Annotated in this window: 18 protein-coding genes; 12 read left to right on the top strand and 6 right to left on the bottom strand. The window is 63.7% G+C overall.

Annotation, left to right across the window (positions count from 1 at the left end):
• Positions 1-68: 68 nt before the first annotated feature.
• The 3 genes from I6F20_RS09510 (at position 69) to dusA (ending at position 4,686) form a co-directional block, all read left to right on the top strand.
• A complete protein-coding gene (locus tag I6F20_RS09510) occupies positions 69-1,130 on the top strand; it encodes a GNAT family N-acetyltransferase (protein ID WP_225125880.1) in 1,062 nt (353 codons plus the stop codon).
• Positions 1,131-1,152: 22 nt separating this feature from the next.
• Entirely contained in the window at positions 1,153-2,451 is a 1,299-nt protein-coding gene (locus I6F20_RS09505; protein ID WP_036001610.1) for a lysine N(6)-hydroxylase/L-ornithine N(5)-oxygenase family protein, read from the top strand.
• A gap of 1,248 nt (positions 2,452-3,699) precedes the next feature.
• A complete protein-coding gene (gene dusA / locus I6F20_RS09500) occupies positions 3,700-4,686 on the top strand; it encodes a tRNA dihydrouridine(20/20a) synthase DusA (RefSeq protein ID WP_225126024.1) in 987 nt (328 codons plus the stop codon).
• 105 nt (positions 4,687-4,791) lie between these two features.
• On the opposite strand, the gene I6F20_RS09495 is transcribed toward dusA, so the two are convergent.
• From I6F20_RS09495 to I6F20_RS09475, 5 genes are all read right to left on the bottom strand, one after another.
• Positions 4,792-5,346 carry a TIGR02281 family clan AA aspartic protease gene (locus I6F20_RS09495; protein ID WP_036001607.1) on the bottom strand — a complete coding sequence of 185 codons (555 nt, stop codon included), beginning with the start codon at positions 5,344-5,346 and terminating at the stop codon, positions 4,792-4,794.
• A 28-nt stretch (positions 5,347-5,374) separates the two neighbouring features.
• A complete protein-coding gene (locus I6F20_RS09490) occupies positions 5,375-5,578 on the bottom strand; it encodes a DUF1289 domain-containing protein (protein WP_036001604.1) in 204 nt (67 codons plus the stop codon).
• Positions 5,579-5,622: 44 nt separating this feature from the next.
• Positions 5,623-7,218: a sensor histidine kinase gene (locus I6F20_RS09485; RefSeq protein ID WP_225125879.1), complete on the bottom strand. Its 1,596-nt coding sequence runs from the start codon at positions 7,216-7,218 to the stop codon at positions 5,623-5,625.
• 162 nt (positions 7,219-7,380) lie between these two features.
• Positions 7,381-8,814 (bottom strand): sodium:proton antiporter, encoded by a 1,434-nt coding sequence (locus tag I6F20_RS09480; protein WP_249786397.1) that lies wholly within the window; start codon positions 8,812-8,814, stop codon positions 7,381-7,383.
• 117 nt (positions 8,815-8,931) lie between these two features.
• Entirely contained in the window at positions 8,932-9,804 is an 873-nt protein-coding gene (locus I6F20_RS09475) for an NAD(P)-dependent oxidoreductase (RefSeq protein ID WP_036001597.1), read from the bottom strand.
• 182 nt (positions 9,805-9,986) lie between these two features.
• On the opposite strand from I6F20_RS09475, the gene I6F20_RS09470 reads away from it, so the two are divergent.
• From I6F20_RS09470 to I6F20_RS09430, 9 genes are all read left to right on the top strand, one after another.
• Positions 9,987-10,424, top strand: coding sequence for a VOC family protein (locus I6F20_RS09470; protein ID WP_225125878.1), 438 nt, complete (start codon positions 9,987-9,989; stop codon positions 10,422-10,424).
• Between the two features lie 53 nt (positions 10,425-10,477).
• Positions 10,478-11,614 (top strand): Mrp/NBP35 family ATP-binding protein, encoded by a 1,137-nt coding sequence (locus I6F20_RS09465; protein ID WP_225125876.1) that lies wholly within the window; start codon positions 10,478-10,480, stop codon positions 11,612-11,614.
• Positions 11,615-11,821: 207 nt separating this feature from the next.
• Positions 11,822-12,910 carry a TRAP transporter substrate-binding protein gene (locus I6F20_RS09460; RefSeq protein ID WP_225125873.1) on the top strand — a complete coding sequence of 363 codons (1,089 nt, stop codon included), beginning with the start codon at positions 11,822-11,824 and terminating at the stop codon, positions 12,908-12,910.
• 155 nt (positions 12,911-13,065) lie between these two features.
• Positions 13,066-14,154 carry a TRAP transporter substrate-binding protein gene (locus I6F20_RS09455; RefSeq protein ID WP_225125871.1) on the top strand — a complete coding sequence of 363 codons (1,089 nt, stop codon included), beginning with the start codon at positions 13,066-13,068 and terminating at the stop codon, positions 14,152-14,154.
• Positions 14,155-14,411: 257 nt separating this feature from the next.
• Positions 14,412-14,756: a YunG family protein gene (locus I6F20_RS09450; RefSeq protein ID WP_225125870.1), complete on the top strand. Its 345-nt coding sequence runs from the start codon at positions 14,412-14,414 to the stop codon at positions 14,754-14,756.
• 107 nt (positions 14,757-14,863) lie between these two features.
• A complete protein-coding gene (locus tag I6F20_RS09445; RefSeq protein WP_036034504.1) occupies positions 14,864-15,538 on the top strand; it encodes a response regulator in 675 nt (224 codons plus the stop codon).
• A gap of 1 nt (position 15,539) precedes the next feature.
• A complete protein-coding gene (locus tag I6F20_RS09440) occupies positions 15,540-16,913 on the top strand; it encodes a sensor histidine kinase (protein WP_518513050.1) in 1,374 nt (457 codons plus the stop codon).
• 102 nt (positions 16,914-17,015) lie between these two features.
• Positions 17,016-17,291 (top strand): ribbon-helix-helix domain-containing protein, encoded by a 276-nt coding sequence (locus I6F20_RS09435; protein WP_225112788.1) that lies wholly within the window; start codon positions 17,016-17,018, stop codon positions 17,289-17,291.
• On the top strand, positions 17,281-17,493 hold the full coding sequence (locus I6F20_RS09430; RefSeq protein ID WP_225125868.1) for a type II toxin-antitoxin system RelE/ParE family toxin: 213 nt from the start codon (positions 17,281-17,283) through the stop codon (positions 17,491-17,493). Before I6F20_RS09435 ends, I6F20_RS09430 begins: the two co-directional genes overlap by 11 nt.
• Positions 17,494-17,660: 167 nt before the next feature.
• Here I6F20_RS09430 and I6F20_RS09425 read toward each other — a convergent pair whose 3' ends face one another.
• The gene (locus I6F20_RS09425; RefSeq protein ID WP_225125867.1) at positions 17,661-18,950 is read right to left on the bottom strand and encodes a M20/M25/M40 family metallo-hydrolase; all 1,290 of its coding nucleotides are present in this window, start codon (positions 18,948-18,950) and stop codon (positions 17,661-17,663) included.
• Positions 18,951-19,084: the final 134 nt, after the last annotated feature.

Genomic DNA, 19,084 nt, shown 5'->3' with positions numbered 1-19,084 from the left:
ATTCCTTGTCAGCCTGTAGGCGAGTGATCTACACCACGCCTCAGCGATGATCGAGATGCGAGGGCCGGATGAACAAGGCTTCGGATTCCGGGACCGGACCTCGTGCGTTCCCGGTCGGCCCATATTCCGCTCAGACCGTTTTCCAGGAGGGCGATCGCCTTCGCGTCGTCGCCGCCGATGTGACCGCGTTGGAACTGCGCCTGCGCGAGCGCGTCGATCACATCGAGATCCTGAATGCCTCGGATGACTGCGAGGTTGCGGCACAGGCTGTATCGGCGTCGGCCGAGGCGCTGTTTGCCTGGCGACCTGGCGCCGATCGGCTCGTTCTGGACTTCGCTGGAAGAGCGCCGCTTGCACGAGAGCTGACCGAGAGTGGTCTTGCCATCATGTCCGAGGGGCGACTGGTGCTGCTGCCCGAACTGGTGATGCAGCGGCGGGACAACTGGCTGGTCAACCCCGGGCGACCGCCATTGCCGCAACTCCACGTCATGACGGACGGCAAGCGCCATCCGCGCCGCGCCGCAAAGCCGGCGGGAAAGGTGTACGGTCGTTTCATTCCCTGGCTGTCGGAGGTCATCTCGTTTCGCGTGGCCGATCTCGAGAATGACCTCCATTTGTTGCACCGCTGGATGAACGATCCTCGCGTCGATGCATTCTGGAACGAGGCGGGCGATCTCGACAAGCATCGGCGATATCTGGCCGGCATTCTGGCCGATCCTCATATGCTGCCGTTGATCGGCTGCTTCGGCGAGCAGCCGTTCGGCTATTTCGAGCTCTATTGGGCCAAGGAAAATCGCATTGCGCCGTTCTATGATGCCGACGACTATGACCGGGGATGGCACGTGATCGTGGGCGAGGACGCTTTTCGCGGCGGTCGTTACATCAGCGCGTGGCTGCCGTCTCTGATGCACTACATGTTTCTCGACGATTGCCGCACGCAGCGGATCGTCGGGGAGCCGGCGGCCGCGCACTCCCAGCAGCTTCGCAATCTCGAGCGCTCGGGGTTTGCGAAGATCAAGAATTTCGACTTTCCCCATAAGCGCGCGACCCTGGTCATGCTGTTGCGCGAGCGCTTCTTCGGCGATCGGCTTTGGCTTCCGGCAGCCGCCGGCCCAACGGTCTCGTCTTAAAGCGCAAGCGGAGCGCGGCTTCATGTCCCATCAACTTGCGATCGAGCACGACGTCATTGGCGTCGGATTCGGGCCTTCCAATCTCGCGCTCGCCATCGCATTGGACGAATGCGCGAAGCGATCACGGCTGAAATGCACGCCGCTGTTCGTGGAGAAGCAGCCGCACTTCACCTGGCATGGCGGCATGCTGCTTCCGGGCAGCGACATGCAGATATCGTTTCTCAAAGATCTGGTCTCCTTGCGCGATCCGACCAGTCCCTTCACCTTCGTGAACTACCTGCATAAGCGCGGCCGCCTACTGGATTTCATCAACTGCCGGACGTTCTATCCGAGCAGGGTCGAGTTCAACGATTACCTGCAGTGGGTGGCGAGCCATTTCAAGTCGCAGGCCGCTTACGGCGAGACCATCGTCGCCGTCGAGCCGGTGACGGCCGGGCAGACGGTGACGTCGTTGCGGGTGCATTCGCGCTCGCTCGCCGGCGGGGAGACCGTGCGGCTGGCGCGAAATCTCGTGGTCGCGGTTGGAGGCCAGCCCTATGTTCCGCAGGTGTTTGCCAAGGCTACCGACGATCGCAGGCTGCTGCATTCCAGCCGCTATCTCGACCTGATCGAGCGCGTTGTCCCGCGCGGCCGGTCCGTGCGTGTGGCCGTCGTCGGTGGCGGACAGAGCGCGACCGAGGTAACGGTCGATCTTCATGGCCGATGTCCCGAAGCGCATATCGATCTGATCTTCCGCGGCCATGCTCTCAAGCCGTCCGACAGCAGTCCCTTCGTCAACGAGATCTTCAACCCCGACTATACGGACTTCGTCTACGCGCAGCCTGCCGAGCGGCGGGATGCGATCGTCCGCAACTTCCGGAACACCAACTACGCCGTCGTCGATGCCGACCTGCTGGACCAGCTTTATCGGCTGCTCTACCAGCAGCGCGTCGGTGGCGACACAAGGGTCATGTTGCGTCCCCGCAGCGAGATTTCCAATGTGGATGCGGGACCGGACGGCATCGAGATCGGCGTGATTGACAAGTTCCGCGGCGAAAACCGTCGTTCGACTTATGACGTGGTCGTGCTGGCGACGGGATACGACAGGGAGACGCCGCACGGGTTTCTCGAACCGATCCGCCGCTACATTCGCGATGCGGCGCTGGATCGCAACTACCGGCTCGTGATCAATCCGGCGTTCCGGCCGCAGATCCACCTCCAGGGCTATTCGGAATCCTCTCACGGTCTGAGCGACACGCTGCTTTCGGTGATTGCCGTGCGGTCGCAGGAGATTGCGGAGTCTCTGCTCTCGACAATCTCGCGCCGGGAACTCATCGCCTAGAACACGATCCGGGAGAGATCGCAGCTCCAAAAGCCTTGCGCGGATGGAGATTGAAACGCATCACGAATCGTCCCGTTCTCATTACACAATAGCCGGCGTTCTCGCGGTCACCCTGCAGGCGTGTTCCGCTGTCGCTTTGGGGTTCCCCGATCTAGAACCTGTCTAATCGAGATCAACCGCAGCGTGTACGTGTGAGACAACGCCGATTGGCTTTGCTAGAGGAGTTCTTAGAACGATCTTGGAATTTCTGAAAGTCTAGCTGGAATTGACCGTGAGGAAAGCTCTCGTTCCCAAGCAGGGGCAAAGCCTTCTCCCTGAGCGAATTGCAGGCATTCTGGTTCACAGTCCGCTTGCGGCGTTGGTTGGCAGAGAGCCCGTGACGCGCATGCACTACCTCCTCGAGATTGCGTCGCTTCACACCAAGGCCGAGCTCCTGGCGCAGCCGGGCTTGGGACGTTCAGGCATGCGTCGCATCGAGAACTGGATGGCCTTTCACGGACACCGCATGCGCGACGCGAATGAGAGTCTCGATAGCGTCATCTGCCGCTTTGCGTTCCGACGTTCTTCCGTTCGGAAAGGAAACGTTCGTTCTCTCCCCTTATCGGCGTTGCCCTCGCGTTTCACGCGGGCGGCTGGTGGCTAAGGCGGTACATGCGTGGGCGCAAAGCAGGTCGATTGTTTTCAGACGCTGTCTCACGAGCTTGTGCATTGGACCGGCGCTCCCTGTCGAAGCCAGCGAGCTCGCCCGAGTGCTCGCGGGCGAGCTGCTGCTTGAGCTTGGTGTAGCGCCGCGGCGTACGCCAATCCTCGCGGCCCGCTACAAGCGGGGTAAGGACGGCCGACTGGCGAAGCCTGATCTGATCAGGCGCAACCACGCTGCACAGATTTGCTGCATGGCGACGTGATTGGAGCAGCCTGCGCTGCAATAGCGCGCTTGATTTCGCTTTCGATCTCTCATGTTGGTTAGGGGGCGTGTCCACGACATGTGTACCGGGAGATCAAGGCAAATCTTCCGACGGCCCACGTGAGTGAGCATGCTCTTGCGCGCTACTCGCTGGCAGCGGGCTGGTCGCGTTCGACGTGTACGCGTTCGAGCGCGGCGCCGCGCCGTGCTGCCGCGAACCGCTTGCCGTCTGGTCTGGCGCCGGCCTTCCCCGCGCCGATTGGCTCGCAGAGCGTGCCATCGGGCCCGGCACGGTCATGAAATCCGCTATTCCCGTCGGGGGCTCGAAAGTCTATATGATCCATATGTTGTCTCATCGCTTTTCCGTGGCCCCCATGATGGATTGGACCGACCGGCATTGCCGGGTGTTCCACCGTCACCTGACGCGGCGGGGATTGCTCTATACCGAGATGCTGACGACCGGCGCGATCATTCACGGCGACCGGGTGCGGCTGCTTGGGTTCGACGCGGTCGAGCACCCCGTGGCGCTTCAGCTCGGCGGATCGGATCCGCGCGAGCTCGCGGCGGCGGCACGGATCGGCGAGGACTTCGGTTATGACGAGATCAATCTCAATGTCGGCTGCCCGTCCGATCGTGTGAAGGATGGCCGTTTCGGCGCCTGTCTAATGGCCGAGCCGGAGCTGGTGGCGAGGTGCGTCGACGCGATGAAGCGCGTGGTCGCCGTTCCCGTCACGGTGAAGTGCCGCATCGGCATCGATGATCAGGATCCGGAGGTCGCGCTCGATGCGCTCGCGCGTGCGGTGGTCGCCGCGGGCAGCGATGCGTTGATCGTGCACGCCCGCAAGGCCTGGCTCAACGGCTTGTCGCCGAAGGAGAACCGCGATATCCCGCCGCTCGACTATGATCGCGTCTACCGGCTCAAGCGCGCGATGCCCGATGTGCCCGTCATCATCAATGGCGGCGTTCGGAGCATTGACGAGGCAAAGGCGCATCTTGCCCATGTCGACGGCGTGATGCTCGGCCGCGCCGCCTATCAGGAGCCGTGGCGGCTGCTCGCGGTCGACCACGAAATCTTTGGAGGGCCGGCGCCGCACGCCACCATGCAGGACGCGCTCGAGGCGATGATGCCCTACATCGAAGAGCAGCTCGCGCACGGCACGCGGCTGCACGCGATCACGCGGCATTTCGTCGGCGCATTTCATGCTGTGCCCGGCGCGCGTGCGTTCCGCCGGCATCTTGCCGAGCAGGGTGTGAAGCCCGGCGCCGGTCTCGACGTGCTGCGCGAGGCGATCACGTGCGTCGGGGCCCGCGCGCCGGCTGAGGCGGCCTAAATGAGCGGGAGCATGATCCGGAAAAGTGCGCAGCGGTTTTTCGAAAAGATCATGTTCAAACAACAACCTAAAGCGCGAGACGATTCATCCTAATCGCATCGCGCTTTAGTCGACCGCCGTGCGCGCGCGGCGGGGACTGCGCTGCTGCTCCGGATACCCTGTCAGCATCAGCGTGTCGGCGCGCACGCCCCAGCTTTCCAGCCGGTCGAGGAAGCTCATGCCGAGCAGATTGGTCTTCATCTGGCCGCGCTGCACGACGAGGGCCGGCACCGACTTCTCGACCAGCTTGCCGACGGCGAGACGGTCGAGCGTGAGCCGCGCTGCCTTGGTGTGGCCGCCTGCGGTCTCGAGATCGACGTCGTATTCAAGCATCTCGAGCGGCAGCCCGATCGCCCTTGCGGTTTCCCAGGTCAGTACCACCGACGTCGCGCCGGTATCGATCACCATCGGCGCAGTGACGCCGTTGATCTTCGCGCGCAGCGTGAATTCGCCGCCCTGGCCACGCGGGATCTGCACGGCCGGCGCCGGGGAGGCGGCTTGTGCGCGAAAAATATGCGAGACCTTGTGGCTGGCGCGCGCGATCTGGTCGGGATCGCCATAGGCGACGACGGCACCTGCCGTGCCGGCGAGCATGATCAGGACGAGCAGGAAGCGGATCATCGCGCGCCTCCAAGGGCACGCAGGCGGATCAGACGTGCTTTGGGGATCCAGCGATCCGCACTAGTCCGGCTTCCGTCATGCGCTCCGGCAAGAGGGCCATGATCGCGCGCCGGTCCGCGCTCTCCATGGCGTGCCAGCGTGCGATCTCCGGCAAGGTGCGGCCGCAGCCGAAGCACAGCTTGGTCTTGGGATCGATCATGCACACGGCGACGCACGGCGTTTCTTTGCTCATACGGACATAGTGAGGGATGATCGGGCATGTCTGCAAGCATCTCGTTAAGAGCCTGTGCCGGCACTCATGATCGGCTTGTGCCGCGGCCGGCGTTTCTCGTCCGGCACGACGGAGCTCTCCGGCTGGAGCGGTGGAGAATCGTCCGAGAGTGGGGCAAGCGCGCTCATCACGCGCTCCGGCGGGAATGTGACGATCACCTCGGTGCCGATGCGCAGCTTCGATTTCAACGTGAACGTGCCGCGGTGCAGGTCGATCAGGTTCTTGGCGATCGGCAGGCCGAGGCCGGCGCCCTGTTCAGCCGACTTGATTGAATTGGAGCCCTGGCCGAACGAGGCGAGCACGACCGGGATCTCGTCCTCGGGAATGCCGGAGCCGGAATCCCTCACCGAGAGATATTGTCCGCCGGAGGCGGTCCAGCCGGCCTTGAGCCAGATCTCGCCGCCCTGCGGGGTGAACTTGATCGAGTTGGAGAGCAGGTTGAGCACGACCTGGCGGATCGCGCGCTCGTCGGCCCAGAGCCGCGGCATCGCCTGCTCGAACACTTCGTGGATGGTGATGCCGCGGCTCGAGGCACGCAGCTTCATCAGATGATGGCAATCGGCGACAATGCCGACCAGGGACACCGCTTCCTCGTTGAGCTCGTAACGGCCGGCTTCGATCCGCGACAGATCGAGGATCTCGTTGATCAGGTTGAGCAGGTGCACGCCGGAATTATGGATGTCGGCGGAATATTCCTTGTAGACCGGTACCGCATGCGCGCCGAAAATCTCGCTCTTCATGACCTCTGAGAAGCCGAGGATGGCGTTCAGCGGCGTCCGCAGCTCGTGGCTCATCTGCGCGAGGAAGCGCGACTTGGCGACGTTGGCGGCTTCGGCGCGGTGGCGCGCTTCGTCCGAGATTGCCTTGGCCTGCTCCAGCTCGCCGATCAGCGCGTCCTTTTCCGCACGTGCTTCCAGCGTGGCGAAGGTGGAGGAGTGCAGGCGGTGCGCCAGCAGCACGAAATAGCCTTCGGCGGCGAGCGACAGCGCTGCCAGGATGTAATTGTCCAGCGATCCGGTCGTCACGAAGCTCAGCGCCATCGCAACCGCGACCGGCGCCGTGGCGGCGAGGGCTGCGATCGGCAGATTGGCCGCGAGCATGCTCGATACTGCGATCACCAGCAGCATCAAGAACATCATCAGCGTTTCCGTGACCATGTCGAGCACGGGATGGATCAGGATCGCCATCCAGCACAGGCCATAGAGCAGGTCGAGCACGACGAAGCGCGTCCGCCATGCGCGTGTCGCGGCCGGCGAGGCGGGCTCGGTCAGGAAGCGCCGGCAGCTGCGGATCATGGCGCTGTGGATGCAGAGCATGCCCGCGGTCCAGGCTGCGGCCGGGATCGGCTGCATCCATAGCCCGAACAGCACGCCGGTCGCCACCACCAGGAGCATCACGACATAGGAGGCGGACAGCCGGGTCTGGGCGTATTGCCGCAGCATCTCGGCGTCGAAAGCCGGCCGGGTTCCACTGGTCGACGTTAACTTGTCGCGCGCCTCGCGCACCCGCTGCGCCGCAGCCCTTCGGCTGCTCGCCGATGGCGCGCTCACCGGCTCGGCCGGAAGCTGCACGACCTCGGGCTTTTCAGCGGGGTTACTCATCAAGCAACACGGATTCCTGCCCACGCCGGACGCGGGCTTTCTGCATTGTCTATCTCTGGCAAGAAATCCTTAAGAGCTGACTTAAGGAGCTAAAGAATTACGTTAACCGAGCGTTAATTCATACGCAGTTCGGGCGGCCGCTTTCATCAACCCGCGCTTCAATCATCTGAAGAAAACGAGCGTGACCAACCCGAAGACCGGCAGCAGCAGGACGGAGGTCCAGGCCATGTATCCGAAGAAGCCGGGCATTGCGACACCACTCGCTCGGGCAATTGCGTACACCATGAAATTGGGCGCGTTGCCGATGTAGGAGTTTGCGCCCATGAACACCGCACCGGCGGAAATCGCGGCAAGGGTCAAGGCGCCGTTCGTCATCAGATGCTTGGCGTCGCCTCCGGCAAGTTCAAAGAAGACCAGATAGGTCGGCGCATTGTCGAGAAAGGATGAGAGCAGGCCGGTCAACCAGAAATATGCAGCATTGTTCGGCGTGCCGTCTGCGTTGGTGACCATGTTTACGACGGAGGCAAACGCGCCGGATTTGCCGGCGTTGAGAATCGCGAGCACGGGAATGATGGTGATGAAGATCGCGGCAAACAGCTTTGCCACTTCGATCATCGGGCCCCAAGAGAAGCCGTTCGCGTCGTGGTCCTCCTTCGAGGTGACGGCGAGAGATGCGAACACGACTCCGATCATCACGGCATCGCGCAGGAGATTCTGCACCTGGAGATGCGTGCCGAGAACTTCAAATCCGCCGAGGTCGAGCTTGGCACTCAAGAGGATCGCAGCGATGATGACTCCCATCAAAGCGAAGTTGAGGCCGCCGCTGATCCGCAAGGGATTGTCCGGAGTTGGGTCCGGTTTGACGCGGCCTTCCTTGCGATAGAGATAAGTATCGATGCAAAAGAACAGGGCGAGCAGAATCCAGGCCGCGAACGTGGTCTGGGGAAGCAGGTGTGTCGTCGTCCAGAAAAAATCCACGCCGCGCAGGAACCCCAGAAACAACGGGGGATCTCCAAGGGGGGAGAGCGAACCGCCGATGTTGGACACCAGAAAGATGAAGAAGATCACGACGTGCGCGTTGTGCCGCCGATCGTCATTGGCGCGGATCACCGGTCGGATCATGACCATTGAGGCGCCGGTCGTGCCGATGACGCTCGCGATCAGAGTGCCGAGAGCGAGCAGCAGCGTATTCAGGACGGGGGAGCCGTGAAGATTGCCGCGCACCACGATTCCGCCGGCGACGGTAAACAGAGCGAGGAGCAGCAGAATGAACGGGACGTATTCGAGCAGCGCCGTATGAACGAGCGCTTGGACGGTTGGAAGCGGGCCGTACCAGATTGCAAGCGGCAGCGCGATCAGGGTGGCCCACATCGCGGCAATCTTGCCTTGGTGATGCTCCCAGAAGTGAGGCGCGGCGAGCGGAAATATGGCGATCGAGAGCAGCATCCCCGCGAATGGAAGTGCCCATTGCGGGCCAATGCTGGCACCATCGAGCGATGCGGCAAGCGCCTGCGAAGGTGATGCCAGCAGGGCCAGGAGCGCGACCGGGAACAGGCGCGCAACAACAGCAAGGACGGCGGCGATCACGTTAGGCAAGGCTTCCCCCCGGAAGTCTATGATTGTTTCGGTCGGCGCGCTTTACGGAACGCCGTCGCGACGGATGTCGCGACGACGTTCAAAGCCGGCTACGCCGAACCAGGCCGCAACAGAGCGTCAGCGTTGCAGGCGTGCGAGCAGGCTCGACGTATCCCAGCGCTTGCCGCCCATCTTCTCGACCTCGGAATAAAACTGATCGACGAGCGCGGTCACCGGCAGATTGGCGCCGTTGCGGCGGGCTTCGGCCAGCGCGATCGAGAGGTCCTTGCGCATCCATTCGACCGCGAAGCCGAAATCGTACTTGTCCTCGTTCATGGTCTTGTAGCGGTTCTCCATTTGCCAGGACTGGGCGGCCCCTTTCGAGATGGTCTCGATCACTGCGGCGACGTCCAGGCCGCTCTTCTTGGCGAAATGGATGCCTTCGGAGAGGCCCTGCACCAGACCGGCGATGCAAATCTGGTTGACCATCTTGGTCAGCTGGCCGCTTCCGGCGGGCCCGAGCAGCTTGCACATCCGCGCATAGGCGCCCGTGATGATCGGCTCGGCGCCGGAATAGGCGTCCTGCGCGCCGCCGCACATCACCGTCAGCACGCCGTTCTCGGCGCCGGCCTGGCCGCCGGAGACGGGGGCGTCGACGAATTTGAAGCCGGCCTTGGTCGCGGCTGCGTCGAGCTCACGGGCGACCTCGGCGGAGGCAGTGGTGTGGTCGACGAAGGTCGCACCCTTCTTCATGCCGGCGAAGGCGCCGTCGGGGCCGATCGTGACCGCGCGCAGATCGTTGTCGTTGCCGACGCAGCACATCACGAAATCCTGACCCTCGGCGGCGGCCTTCGGGGTCGGCGCGGTCTTGCCGCCGAACTTGTCCGCCCATTCCTTCGCCTTCGCCGCGGTGCGGTTGTAGACGGTGACCTCATGGCCCCCTTTTTTCACGAGGTGTCCGGCCATGGGGAAGCCCATCACGCCAAGACCGAGGAAAGCGACTTTAGCCATAGTGGTACCTTGTCCGTAGTTCGGGTTTACGGTTCTTGCCAAGCGAGGGATGCCTGGGTTCCGCGGTGAGGGCGGACCGGAGGCGCACCATAAACCCTTGAGGCCAGAGGGCAACGGCTTCGTTTGGCGGCCTGCCGTGCTAGGGTGGCGACCCAAGGACTTCAAAACAAGGGAGCGAGAGCATGGGCGGCGTGAGCGTAGGCGTCCTCGATCATTTCAACATCCGGACCCGGAATCTGGCCGAGACCGTCCGCTTCTACGAGGACGTGCTGGGCCTGGAAAAAGGCGCGCGGCCGAACTTCGCCTTCCCGGGCGCCTGGATGTACGGCGAGGGCAGGCCGGTGGTTCACCTCGTCGACATTTCCCCGACCGACGAGCCACAAAAGCCGGATTCCGGCGTTGTCCACCATGTCGCCTTCGCCAGTCGCGGCTTTGACGGTATGAAACAGCGGCTGGCGTCAAAGAAGATCAAGTTCGAGGCCCGCCAGGTGCCCGGTGGCGATCTCTGGCAGATCTTCGTCCACGACCCCAACGGGGTCATGATCGAGCTGAACTACGAGGCTGCCCTGGAGCAGGGGGCGGCGCCGGCCGAAAAGGCGGACGATATCGGCAGACAGTAGCCTTTTGAGCGTTTCCGCTCTAATGGGGCATCCTCAACTGCAGGAGATGCGCTTTGAGCGTGACGCAGCAACAGGTTCTCGATAGCCTCGCCAGGGTCCAGTCGCCCCGCGGGGTCGCGCTCCCCCATGCCAATGTGCTGAGCGCGATCAGCGCCTCCGACGGCAAGGTATTCTTCTCGATCAATGTCGACGCCGCCGAGGCAAGAGCCTGGGAATCCGTCCGGGCCGAAGCGGAAGCCGCCGTGCGCAGCATTCCCGGTGTCACCACCGTCATGGTGGCGCTGACCGCCGAGCGCAAGCCGGGCTCCGCGCCGCCGCCACCCCCGCAGCCGAGCCGCGGCACGCCCGGCGTGCAGCCGGCCCATGCCCACAAGCCGCCCCAGGGCGGGGGGTCGCCGATGGCGCGGCAATCGGAAATTCCCGGCGTTGCCGCCGTAATCGCGGTCGCCTCCGGCAAGGGCGGCGTCGGAAAGTCGACCACGGCGCTCAATCTGGCGCTCGGCCTGCGCGACCTCGGCCTCAAGGTCGGGCTGCTCGACGCCGATATCTACGGCCCCTCGGTGCCGCGCCTGACGGGCCTGCGCGACAAGCCGGAGCTGAACGACGAGCGCAAGATGATTCCGCTTCGGCGCTTCGGGCTCGCCATCATGTCGATCGGCTTCCTGGTCGAGGAGGAGACCGCGATGATCTGGCGCGGCCCGATGGTGATGTCGGCGGTGACGCAGATGTTGCGCGACGTCGAATGGGGCAAGCTCGACGTGCTGGTCGTCGACATGCCGCCGGGCACCGGCGATGCCCAGCTCACGCTGGCGCAGAACGTGCCGCTCAAGGGCGCCGTGATCGTCTCGACCCCGCAGGACCTGTCCCTGATCGATGCGCGGCGGGGGCTTGCCATGTTCAAGAAGGTCAACGTGCCCGTGCTCGGCATCGTCGAGAATATGAGCTACTTCCAATGTCCGCATTGCGGCACCAAGTCGGATATTTTCGGCCATGGCGGGGCGCGGCACGAGGCCGAGAAGCTCGGCGTCCCATTCCTGGGCGAGATCCCCCTGCACATGGCGATTCGCGCCACCTCGGACGCCGGCAATCCCGTGGTCGACAGCGAGCCGGACGGCCCTCATGCGGCGATCTACCGCGCCATTGCCGGCCAGGTCCGGGACGAGCTCAAGGGTGTCATCGCCGCGGCCTGAATGGGGGGCACCGCGGCAGGCTCCGGGGCATGCGACTTTCGTAGAGCCCCGTCATGTCATTGTCGCGTTCCGAAACCGGGCTGGCCGTGTTAAAGGCCCCCCGCAGTCAAGCCCCTTCGGTTCGACGCGACCTCAACGCGTCGCCGGAACGAGCGGCGGCAAGAAGAGAAGTCAAGGGGAAACGCCCCAGCAAGGAGAGACCTGAAGATGAAGCGTCGTGATTTTCTCAAAGTGTCGGCAGCAGGCGCGGCGGCGACCGCGGTGGCCTCGCCAGCGATCGCACAGTCCTCGCCCGAGGTGAAGTGGCGCCTGACTTCGAGCTTCCCGAAGTCGCTCGACACCATCTATGGCGGCGCCGAGCAGGTGGCGAAGTACGTCGCCGAGATGACTGACAACAAATTCCAGATTCAGGTGTTCGCCGCCGGCGAAATCGTCCCCGGCCTCCAGGCGCTCGATGCGACCTCGAACGGCACGGTCGATATGTGCCACACCGTCTCGTACTATTACGTCGGCAAGGACCCGACCTTCGCGATCTTCGCCTCGGTGCCGTTCGGCCTCAACGCGCGTCAGCAGAATTCGTGGCTCTATCAGGGCGGCGGCAACGAGCTCGCCAACGAGTTCTTCAAGAAGTCGAACGTGATCGGCTTCCCATGCGGCAACACCGGTACCCAGATGGGCGGCTGGTTCCGCAAGGAGATCAAGACCGTTGCCGACCTCTCCGGCCTCAAGATGCGCATCGGCGGCATTGCCGGCCAGGTGCTCCAGAAGGTCGGCGTGGTGCCGCAGCAGCTCGCCGGCGGCGACATCTATCCGGCGCTGGAAAAGGGCACCATCGACGCGGCCGAGTGGGTCGGTCCCTACGATGACGAGAAGCTCGGCTTCGCCAAGGTCGCCAAGTACTACTACTACCCCGGCTTCTGGGAGGGCGGTCCGACCGTCCACGCCTTCGCCAACCTGGAAAAGTTCAATGCGCTGCCGAAGAACTACCAGGCGATCCTCACCAACGCGACGGCGAATGCCAACAGCTGGATGGCTGCGCGCTACGACATGCAGAACCCGGCGGCGCTGAAGCGCCTGGTCGCCGGCGGCACCCAGCTGCGTCCATTCACCAACGAGGTGCTGGAAGCCTGCCTCAAGGCGACCAACGAGCTGTGGGCCGAGGTCTCCGGCAAGAACGCCGACTTCAAGAAGTCGATCGAAGCCATGCAGGCCTACCGCTCCGACGAATATCTGTGGTGGCAGGTTGCCGAATATACCTACGATAGCTTCATGATCCGCTCGCGCACCCGCGGCTGATCTACGGCTTAGGTCGTAAGATCACTAGCCCGGCCTCCCCAGGAGGCCGGGCTTTTTCTTTGCGATCGGGATGGCATTCGGTCCCGTGATGCTCCATTCTGTCGGCAAGCCTCGCAAAGAAGGCTCCACAATTAGATCCATCAGGGTAGGAAATCATGAAGAGAAGAGACTTCATCAAGGTCACAGGACTTGGTGCGGCTGGCGCCGCCACGCTCGCGGCTCCCGCGATCGCGCAGTCGATGCCGGAAATCAAATGGCGCATGCCGACGAGCTGGCCGAAATCGCTCGACACGCTGTTTGGCGGCGCCGAGATGATGTGCAAGATGGTTGCCGAGGCGACCGACAACAAATTCCAGATCCAGATCTTCGCGGCCGGCGAAATCGTGCCGGGCCTGCAGGTGCTCGACGCCGTGCAGAACGGCACCTGCGAGATCGGCCACACCGCGTCCTATTATTATTTCGGCAAGGACCCGACCTTCACCTTCGGATCGGCCGTGCCGTTCGGTCCCAACATGCGCATCAATCAGGCCTGGTACATGCTCGGCGGCGGCCGCGATGTGCTCAACGAGTTCTACAAGGGCTACAACGTCATCTCGCTGCTCGCGGGCAATACCGGTTGCCAGATGGGCGGCTGGTTCAGGAAAGAGGTCAACACGCCCGACGATCTCAAGGGCATGAAGTTCCGCATCGGCGGCTTCACCGGCCGCGTGCTCCAGAAGCTCGGCGTGGTGCCGCAGCAGCTCGCCGGCGGTGACATCTATCCGGCGCTGGAGAAGGGCACGATCGACGCCGCCGAATGGGTCGGGCCTTATGACGACGAGAAGCTCGGCTTCTACAAGATCGCGCCGCACTACTACTATCCCGGCTGGTGGGAAGGCGGTCCGATGCTGATGGCTTTCGTCAACCTCGACAAGTGGAACGCGCTGCCGAAATATTACCAGAGCGTGCTGGAGCAGGCCGGCCACTACGCCAACAATTACATGATGGCGCGCTACGACAACGCCAATCCGCTGGCGCTGAGGAAGCTGCTCGCCGGCGGCACCAAGCTGCACGCCTTCTCGCCCGCGATCATGGATGCCTGCTACAAGGCGGCCAAGGAGCTGCACGCCGAAGTCGCTGCGACCAATCCGAACTTCAAGAAGGTGCACGACTCGCTCGCCAAGTTCACGAGCGACGGCTACTCCTGGTTCCAGGTGGCCGAGGTCGGCTACGACATCTTCATGGCGCGGCGCTCGCAAGGCTGATCGCCCTTCGCATGCAGCGTCCCGGAGCCATGGCTGCGGGACGCTGTCGTTTCGGCGTTCGAAGGACGTCCAAACAAAACCCGCAAAACAACCCCATGCACAGTAGACGGGGACAGGTTTATCAATGACTTGGCGGCGCAGCGCAAGCGTTCTGCTGAATTACCGAATTTCCGCTTGATGCGTCGGGCAAAACAGGGGTAGAAGCCGATGATCGCAGAATCCGCATTGCGGCTCGGCTGCCAGGCCCAGGGGATCCGATGAGCTTCGATCCCGATCAAGTTCAAAGCGCATTGCGCCGGGCGTGGTCGCTGTCGACGGCCAGCCAATGGACGGCGAGCAATCCGGCGGCAGGACAATGCAACGTCACCTCGCTGCTCGTTCACGAGCTCTTCGGCGGCGACTTGCTGAAGACGCCTATTCCCGCCGGCGATCATTTCTACAACCGGATCGGAGGCGAGCGGTACGACTTCACGGCGTGCCAGTTTGATCAGCCAATCGCCTATGTGGATTTGACGGTCAGTCGGGCCGAGGCAGAGCTGGGTGCAACAGACGACCAGCTGGCTGCGCTCAGAGCGGCCTTCGAGGGGCAGCGTACCCCTTGACTGGTCAGCCGTACGCTTTTTCGCTGGCCGAGGCGATCGGAATGGTGGAAGAGAGCATCGATGCGGCGCGAGCCGTACGATGACACCGGGCTATCAGCGGATATGCGATGCGGCTTCTGATCGTCGAGGACAATGCCGAGCTGTCGCGGCTCGTGGCCGGTGGGCTGGCCGCAGCCGGCTATGAGAGCGACATCGTGGGCAGCGCGGCCGAGGCGCGCGAGGCGGTGAACAGCGTCAGCTATGCTGCGATGATCCTCGACCTCGGTCTGCCTGATGCCGACGGCCTGTCGGTGCTGCGCGAGTTGCGTCACCAGATGGAGCCGCTGCCGGTCTTGGTGCTGACTGCGCGCGGCGGCTTGCAGGACCGTGTCACGGGCCTGCGCAGCGGCGCCGATGATTATCTGGCAAAACCGTTTGCGATGGAGGAGCTGGTGGCGCGGCTGGAGGCCATCCTGCGCCGCCCCGGCCAGTTGCTCGGCCGCTCGCTCACTCTCGCCAACCTCGTCTATGACACCGAGAGCCGGCAGATCTTCGTCGACGACCAGCCGCGGATCATCTCCGCGCGCGAGACCTCGGTGCTCGAGATCCTGCTGCGCCGGCAGGGGCGGGTGGTACCGAAGAAGAACGTCGAGGACCACATCTTCGGCCTCGACGGCGAGGTCGCCTCCAACGCGGTCGAGGTCTACGTGTCGCGGCTGCGCAAGCAGCTGACTGAACACGGCGCCAAGGTCGTGATCCATACGATCCGTGGCGTCGGCTATCTCATGACCGAGGAGAAATAGCGTGCCCGCCGCGGGCCGTGCCGGATCGCTGACCTTCAAATCGCTGATCTCGCGCATCGTGTTTCTGCACATCGTCGCGGTCGCGATGGTCGCGATCTTCCTGCCGCTGGTGTTGTTCTGGCTGCTCAACTCCGAGATCGACCAGCTGCATCGCGATGCCATGCGCGCGCAGGCCGAGGTGCTGGCGGAGCGCATCGTCGCGCAGCCGGACGGCACGTTGACCTTCAACCTGCCCGACAGCCTCAAGGGGCTTTATTCGGACGCCTACGGCCGCTACCAGTTCGACATTCGCGATGCCGACGGAAGGTTGCTGTTCTCCTCCCACCGGCGTTCCGCCGCGTCGGCGCCCTCCCGTTTCTCCGACACCGTCTCCGGCGCCAGCGTCACGCGAGACGTTGCCGGCAAGACGGTGCGCATCCAGGTTGCCGAGGATCTGGCCCACCGGGACGTCATCATCGACGATATCGTCTCGAACTTTTTTCGGCGGGTCGGGTGGATCACCGTCCCGATCCTCCTGGTCCTGCTTGCCATCGACATCATCATCTTCCGCCGCGCGATCGCGCCGTTGTGGAAGGCCTCCCAGGAGGCCAGCAACATCGGCCCTGCACGCACCGACATTCGCCTGCCGACCGAGCAGATTCCGCGCGAGATCGTGCCGCTGGTCACCGCCGTGAACCAGGCGCTCGACCGCCTCGAGGCCGGCTTTCGCGTGCAGCGGCAGTTCACGGCGGATGCCGCGCATCAATTGCGCACGCCGCTGGCAATCCTGCGCACGCGGATCGAGACGCTCGGCGACGGCGCCGAACGGCAGGCGCTGCATGCCGACATCGAGGCCATGAGCCGGATCGTCGCCCAGCTGCTTGAGATCGCCGAGCTCGACACCCTGGTGCTCGATCCCCGCGAGGCCGCGGATTTGCGCGCCGTCTGTGCCGAGGTGGTCGGCTCGATCGCCCCGTTCGCGATCGCGCAACGCAAGGACATCGCGCTGAAGGGCACCGACGCACCGGTCCTGATCCACGGCAATTCGGAGATGCTGCAGCGCGCGGTGTTCAATCTTGCCGAAAACGCCATCAAGTTCACGGCGGAGGGCACCACCGTCGAGGTCGAGGTGGGGGAGGACGGTTCGGTGCGGGTGCGCGATTCCGGCCCGGGGATCGCGGAGGCCGAGCGCGAGCTGATCTTCCAGCGCTTCTGGCGCGCCGACCGCCGGCGCAGCGACGGTGCGGGGCTGGGACTCTCGATCGTGCGCGCCGTGGCGGACGATCACGCCGCCACGGTCGCGGTGCAGAACCTCCCCGGCGGCGGTGCGGAGTTCACGCTGCGGTTTCGGCTGGCGGACAAGGTCACGATGGGGGAGGAACTGGCCCGGCAATGACAGTGCACCTTTTCCCGTGCGCGGAGCAGGGAGCCCGGATGGCGCTTGAGGCATGTATGACATTGTCATATCTTGCGTTGTAGAGCACTGAAGGGGGACCACATGCGGACCAGCAAGCCGATCCCCGTCACTCTTGGCCCGCAGCGCGCGAGCCTGGAAGCCCGCCTGAAGTCAGGCGAATATGCCTCCGCCAGCGAAGTCATGCGCTCGGCCCTCCGCGCCCTCGATCGTCAGGATGCCGCGCTTGACGAATATCTGGCCGCCAAGGTCCGAGCTTCGGTCCAGGATCCCCGCCCCAGCGTTGCTGCGAGCGACGTTTTCAAGCGCCTGCGGACTCGTCACGCCAGAAACGTGAAGGCAGCCAAGCGTGGCGCTTAAGGTCGTATTCCGACCGAAGGCGGAGGCCGATCTGGTTGGCCCTTACGAGTACATCGCAGAACGTGCCGGCTACCGAATTGCAGGCGGCTATATCGACCGTATCGAGAAGGCATGCAAGGCTCTCGCCACCTTTCCCAAACGTGGGACCAGTCGCGACGATCTTCTTCCGGTCTGCGTACCGTCGGATTCAAGCGGCGCGTGACGATCGCGTTCCGTGTCCTGAAGACAGAGGTCGAGATCGTCACAATCGCATATGCCGGACGTCATTTCGAAGGCGATGTCTGAACACTCCTGTTCGGACGAAAGAGCTTCGCTCTGTCTCGTCGCAACGGAAGGCCGCGAGCCGGAGAGTGACGGCGACCGCAGCCGCTATTTAAGCTTGCCGGTGGACAGGTCCATGATCATGCGTGTCGTCAGATAGAGCCGCGGCACGATGCTGCCCACCTGCACATATTCGGCATCGTTGGAGTGCGCGCCGAAGGCCGACAGGCCCATGCCTTCCACCACGGCTCCTTTGGATTGCAGCGCGGCAAAAGCCGCATCGGTGCCGCCGCCGATGGCCTTCTCGTCGACCTTGAGGGATAGTCCGATCTCCCCATAGATCGTCTTGCCATAGGCCGCCACCCGGCGCGAGGCGTCACTGGGTTCGAGCGGCGGGCGCCGCACCTCGAACTTCAGCTCGACTCTGGAATCGGGCAGCAGGCGATTCTTGATCTTGTCCTGCAGCGCCTTCTGCAACTCGTCGAAGTCGGACACCTTGAGGGCGCGCGCGTCGGCCTGGGCCGTCGCCTCGGCAGGGATCACATTGCGGTTGGTTCCGGACTTGGACACCGTCCAATTCAGCTTCAGGCCCTGCTCGGGCTTGGACAAGTCCTTCATCTGCAGCACCTGGTGCGAGAGCTCGTACAGCGCATTCACGCCGCCTTCGGGCCGTGCGCCGGCATGTGACGACTTGCCATGCACGGTAAGATAGGCCGAGCCGATGCCGCTGGTGGCGAGGCGCAGCGTGCCGTCGGTGCCGCCGCCTTCGAACGAGAACACCACGTCCTGATCCGATGCGAGCTTGGTGATGGTGCTGCGCCAGCCGGGCGAGGAGATCTCCTCGTCGCCGTTCGTGAGCACTGTGAGCGTGCCGTAATCCCTGAAGTTCAGCTTCTGCAGCAATGCCACGGTATGGAGAATGAGCGCGATGCCCTGCTTGTCGTCGGCAATGCCGAGCCCGTAGGCCTTGTCGCCGTCGATGCGGAACGGCTGGTCCTTCAGCATGCCCTTCAGGTACACCGTGTCCATGTGGGCAATGAGCATGATCTTCTTGGACCCCGTGCCCTTGAACACGGCGTGCACGGCCGGCCCGATCTTTTCGGGGGTGTCGTCGAGGCGATAGATGTCAGTCGGCTGCAGGATCTCCACCGTGCCGCCGAGTTGCTTGAGCTGACCGGCAATGCGCTCGGCGATCTGGTTCAGGCCTTCGATGTCCTTGCTGCCGGATTCGATGTTGACGAGATCGCGCAGCGTGTCGAGCAGCGGCTGCTGTTCCTTCTGCGCCAGCGCATGGACGTTGGCGACTGGCTCGGCGTGCACCAGCGTTGCGGCAGATGCCAGCCAGAGTGAGGCGATCAACGTTCCAAAGAACGTGGAAGCGGGGTGCGATCGGGGCATGAGCGGACAGTCCTTCGGTTGAAGAAGGAGCCGATATGCCTGTGTTCGCGGCGCTTGTCACGCGGCCGTGCTGCACCCTCTCCCCTGGTGGGAGAGGGCGGCTTCGCGATAGCGAAGCCGGGTGAGGGGTTGTC

This window comes from Bradyrhizobium sp. IC3123 (genome assembly GCF_020193625.1).
Classification (GTDB): domain Bacteria; phylum Pseudomonadota; class Alphaproteobacteria; order Rhizobiales; family Xanthobacteraceae; genus Bradyrhizobium; species Bradyrhizobium yuanmingense.
This window is presented reverse-complemented; position numbering and strand designations above follow the sequence as displayed.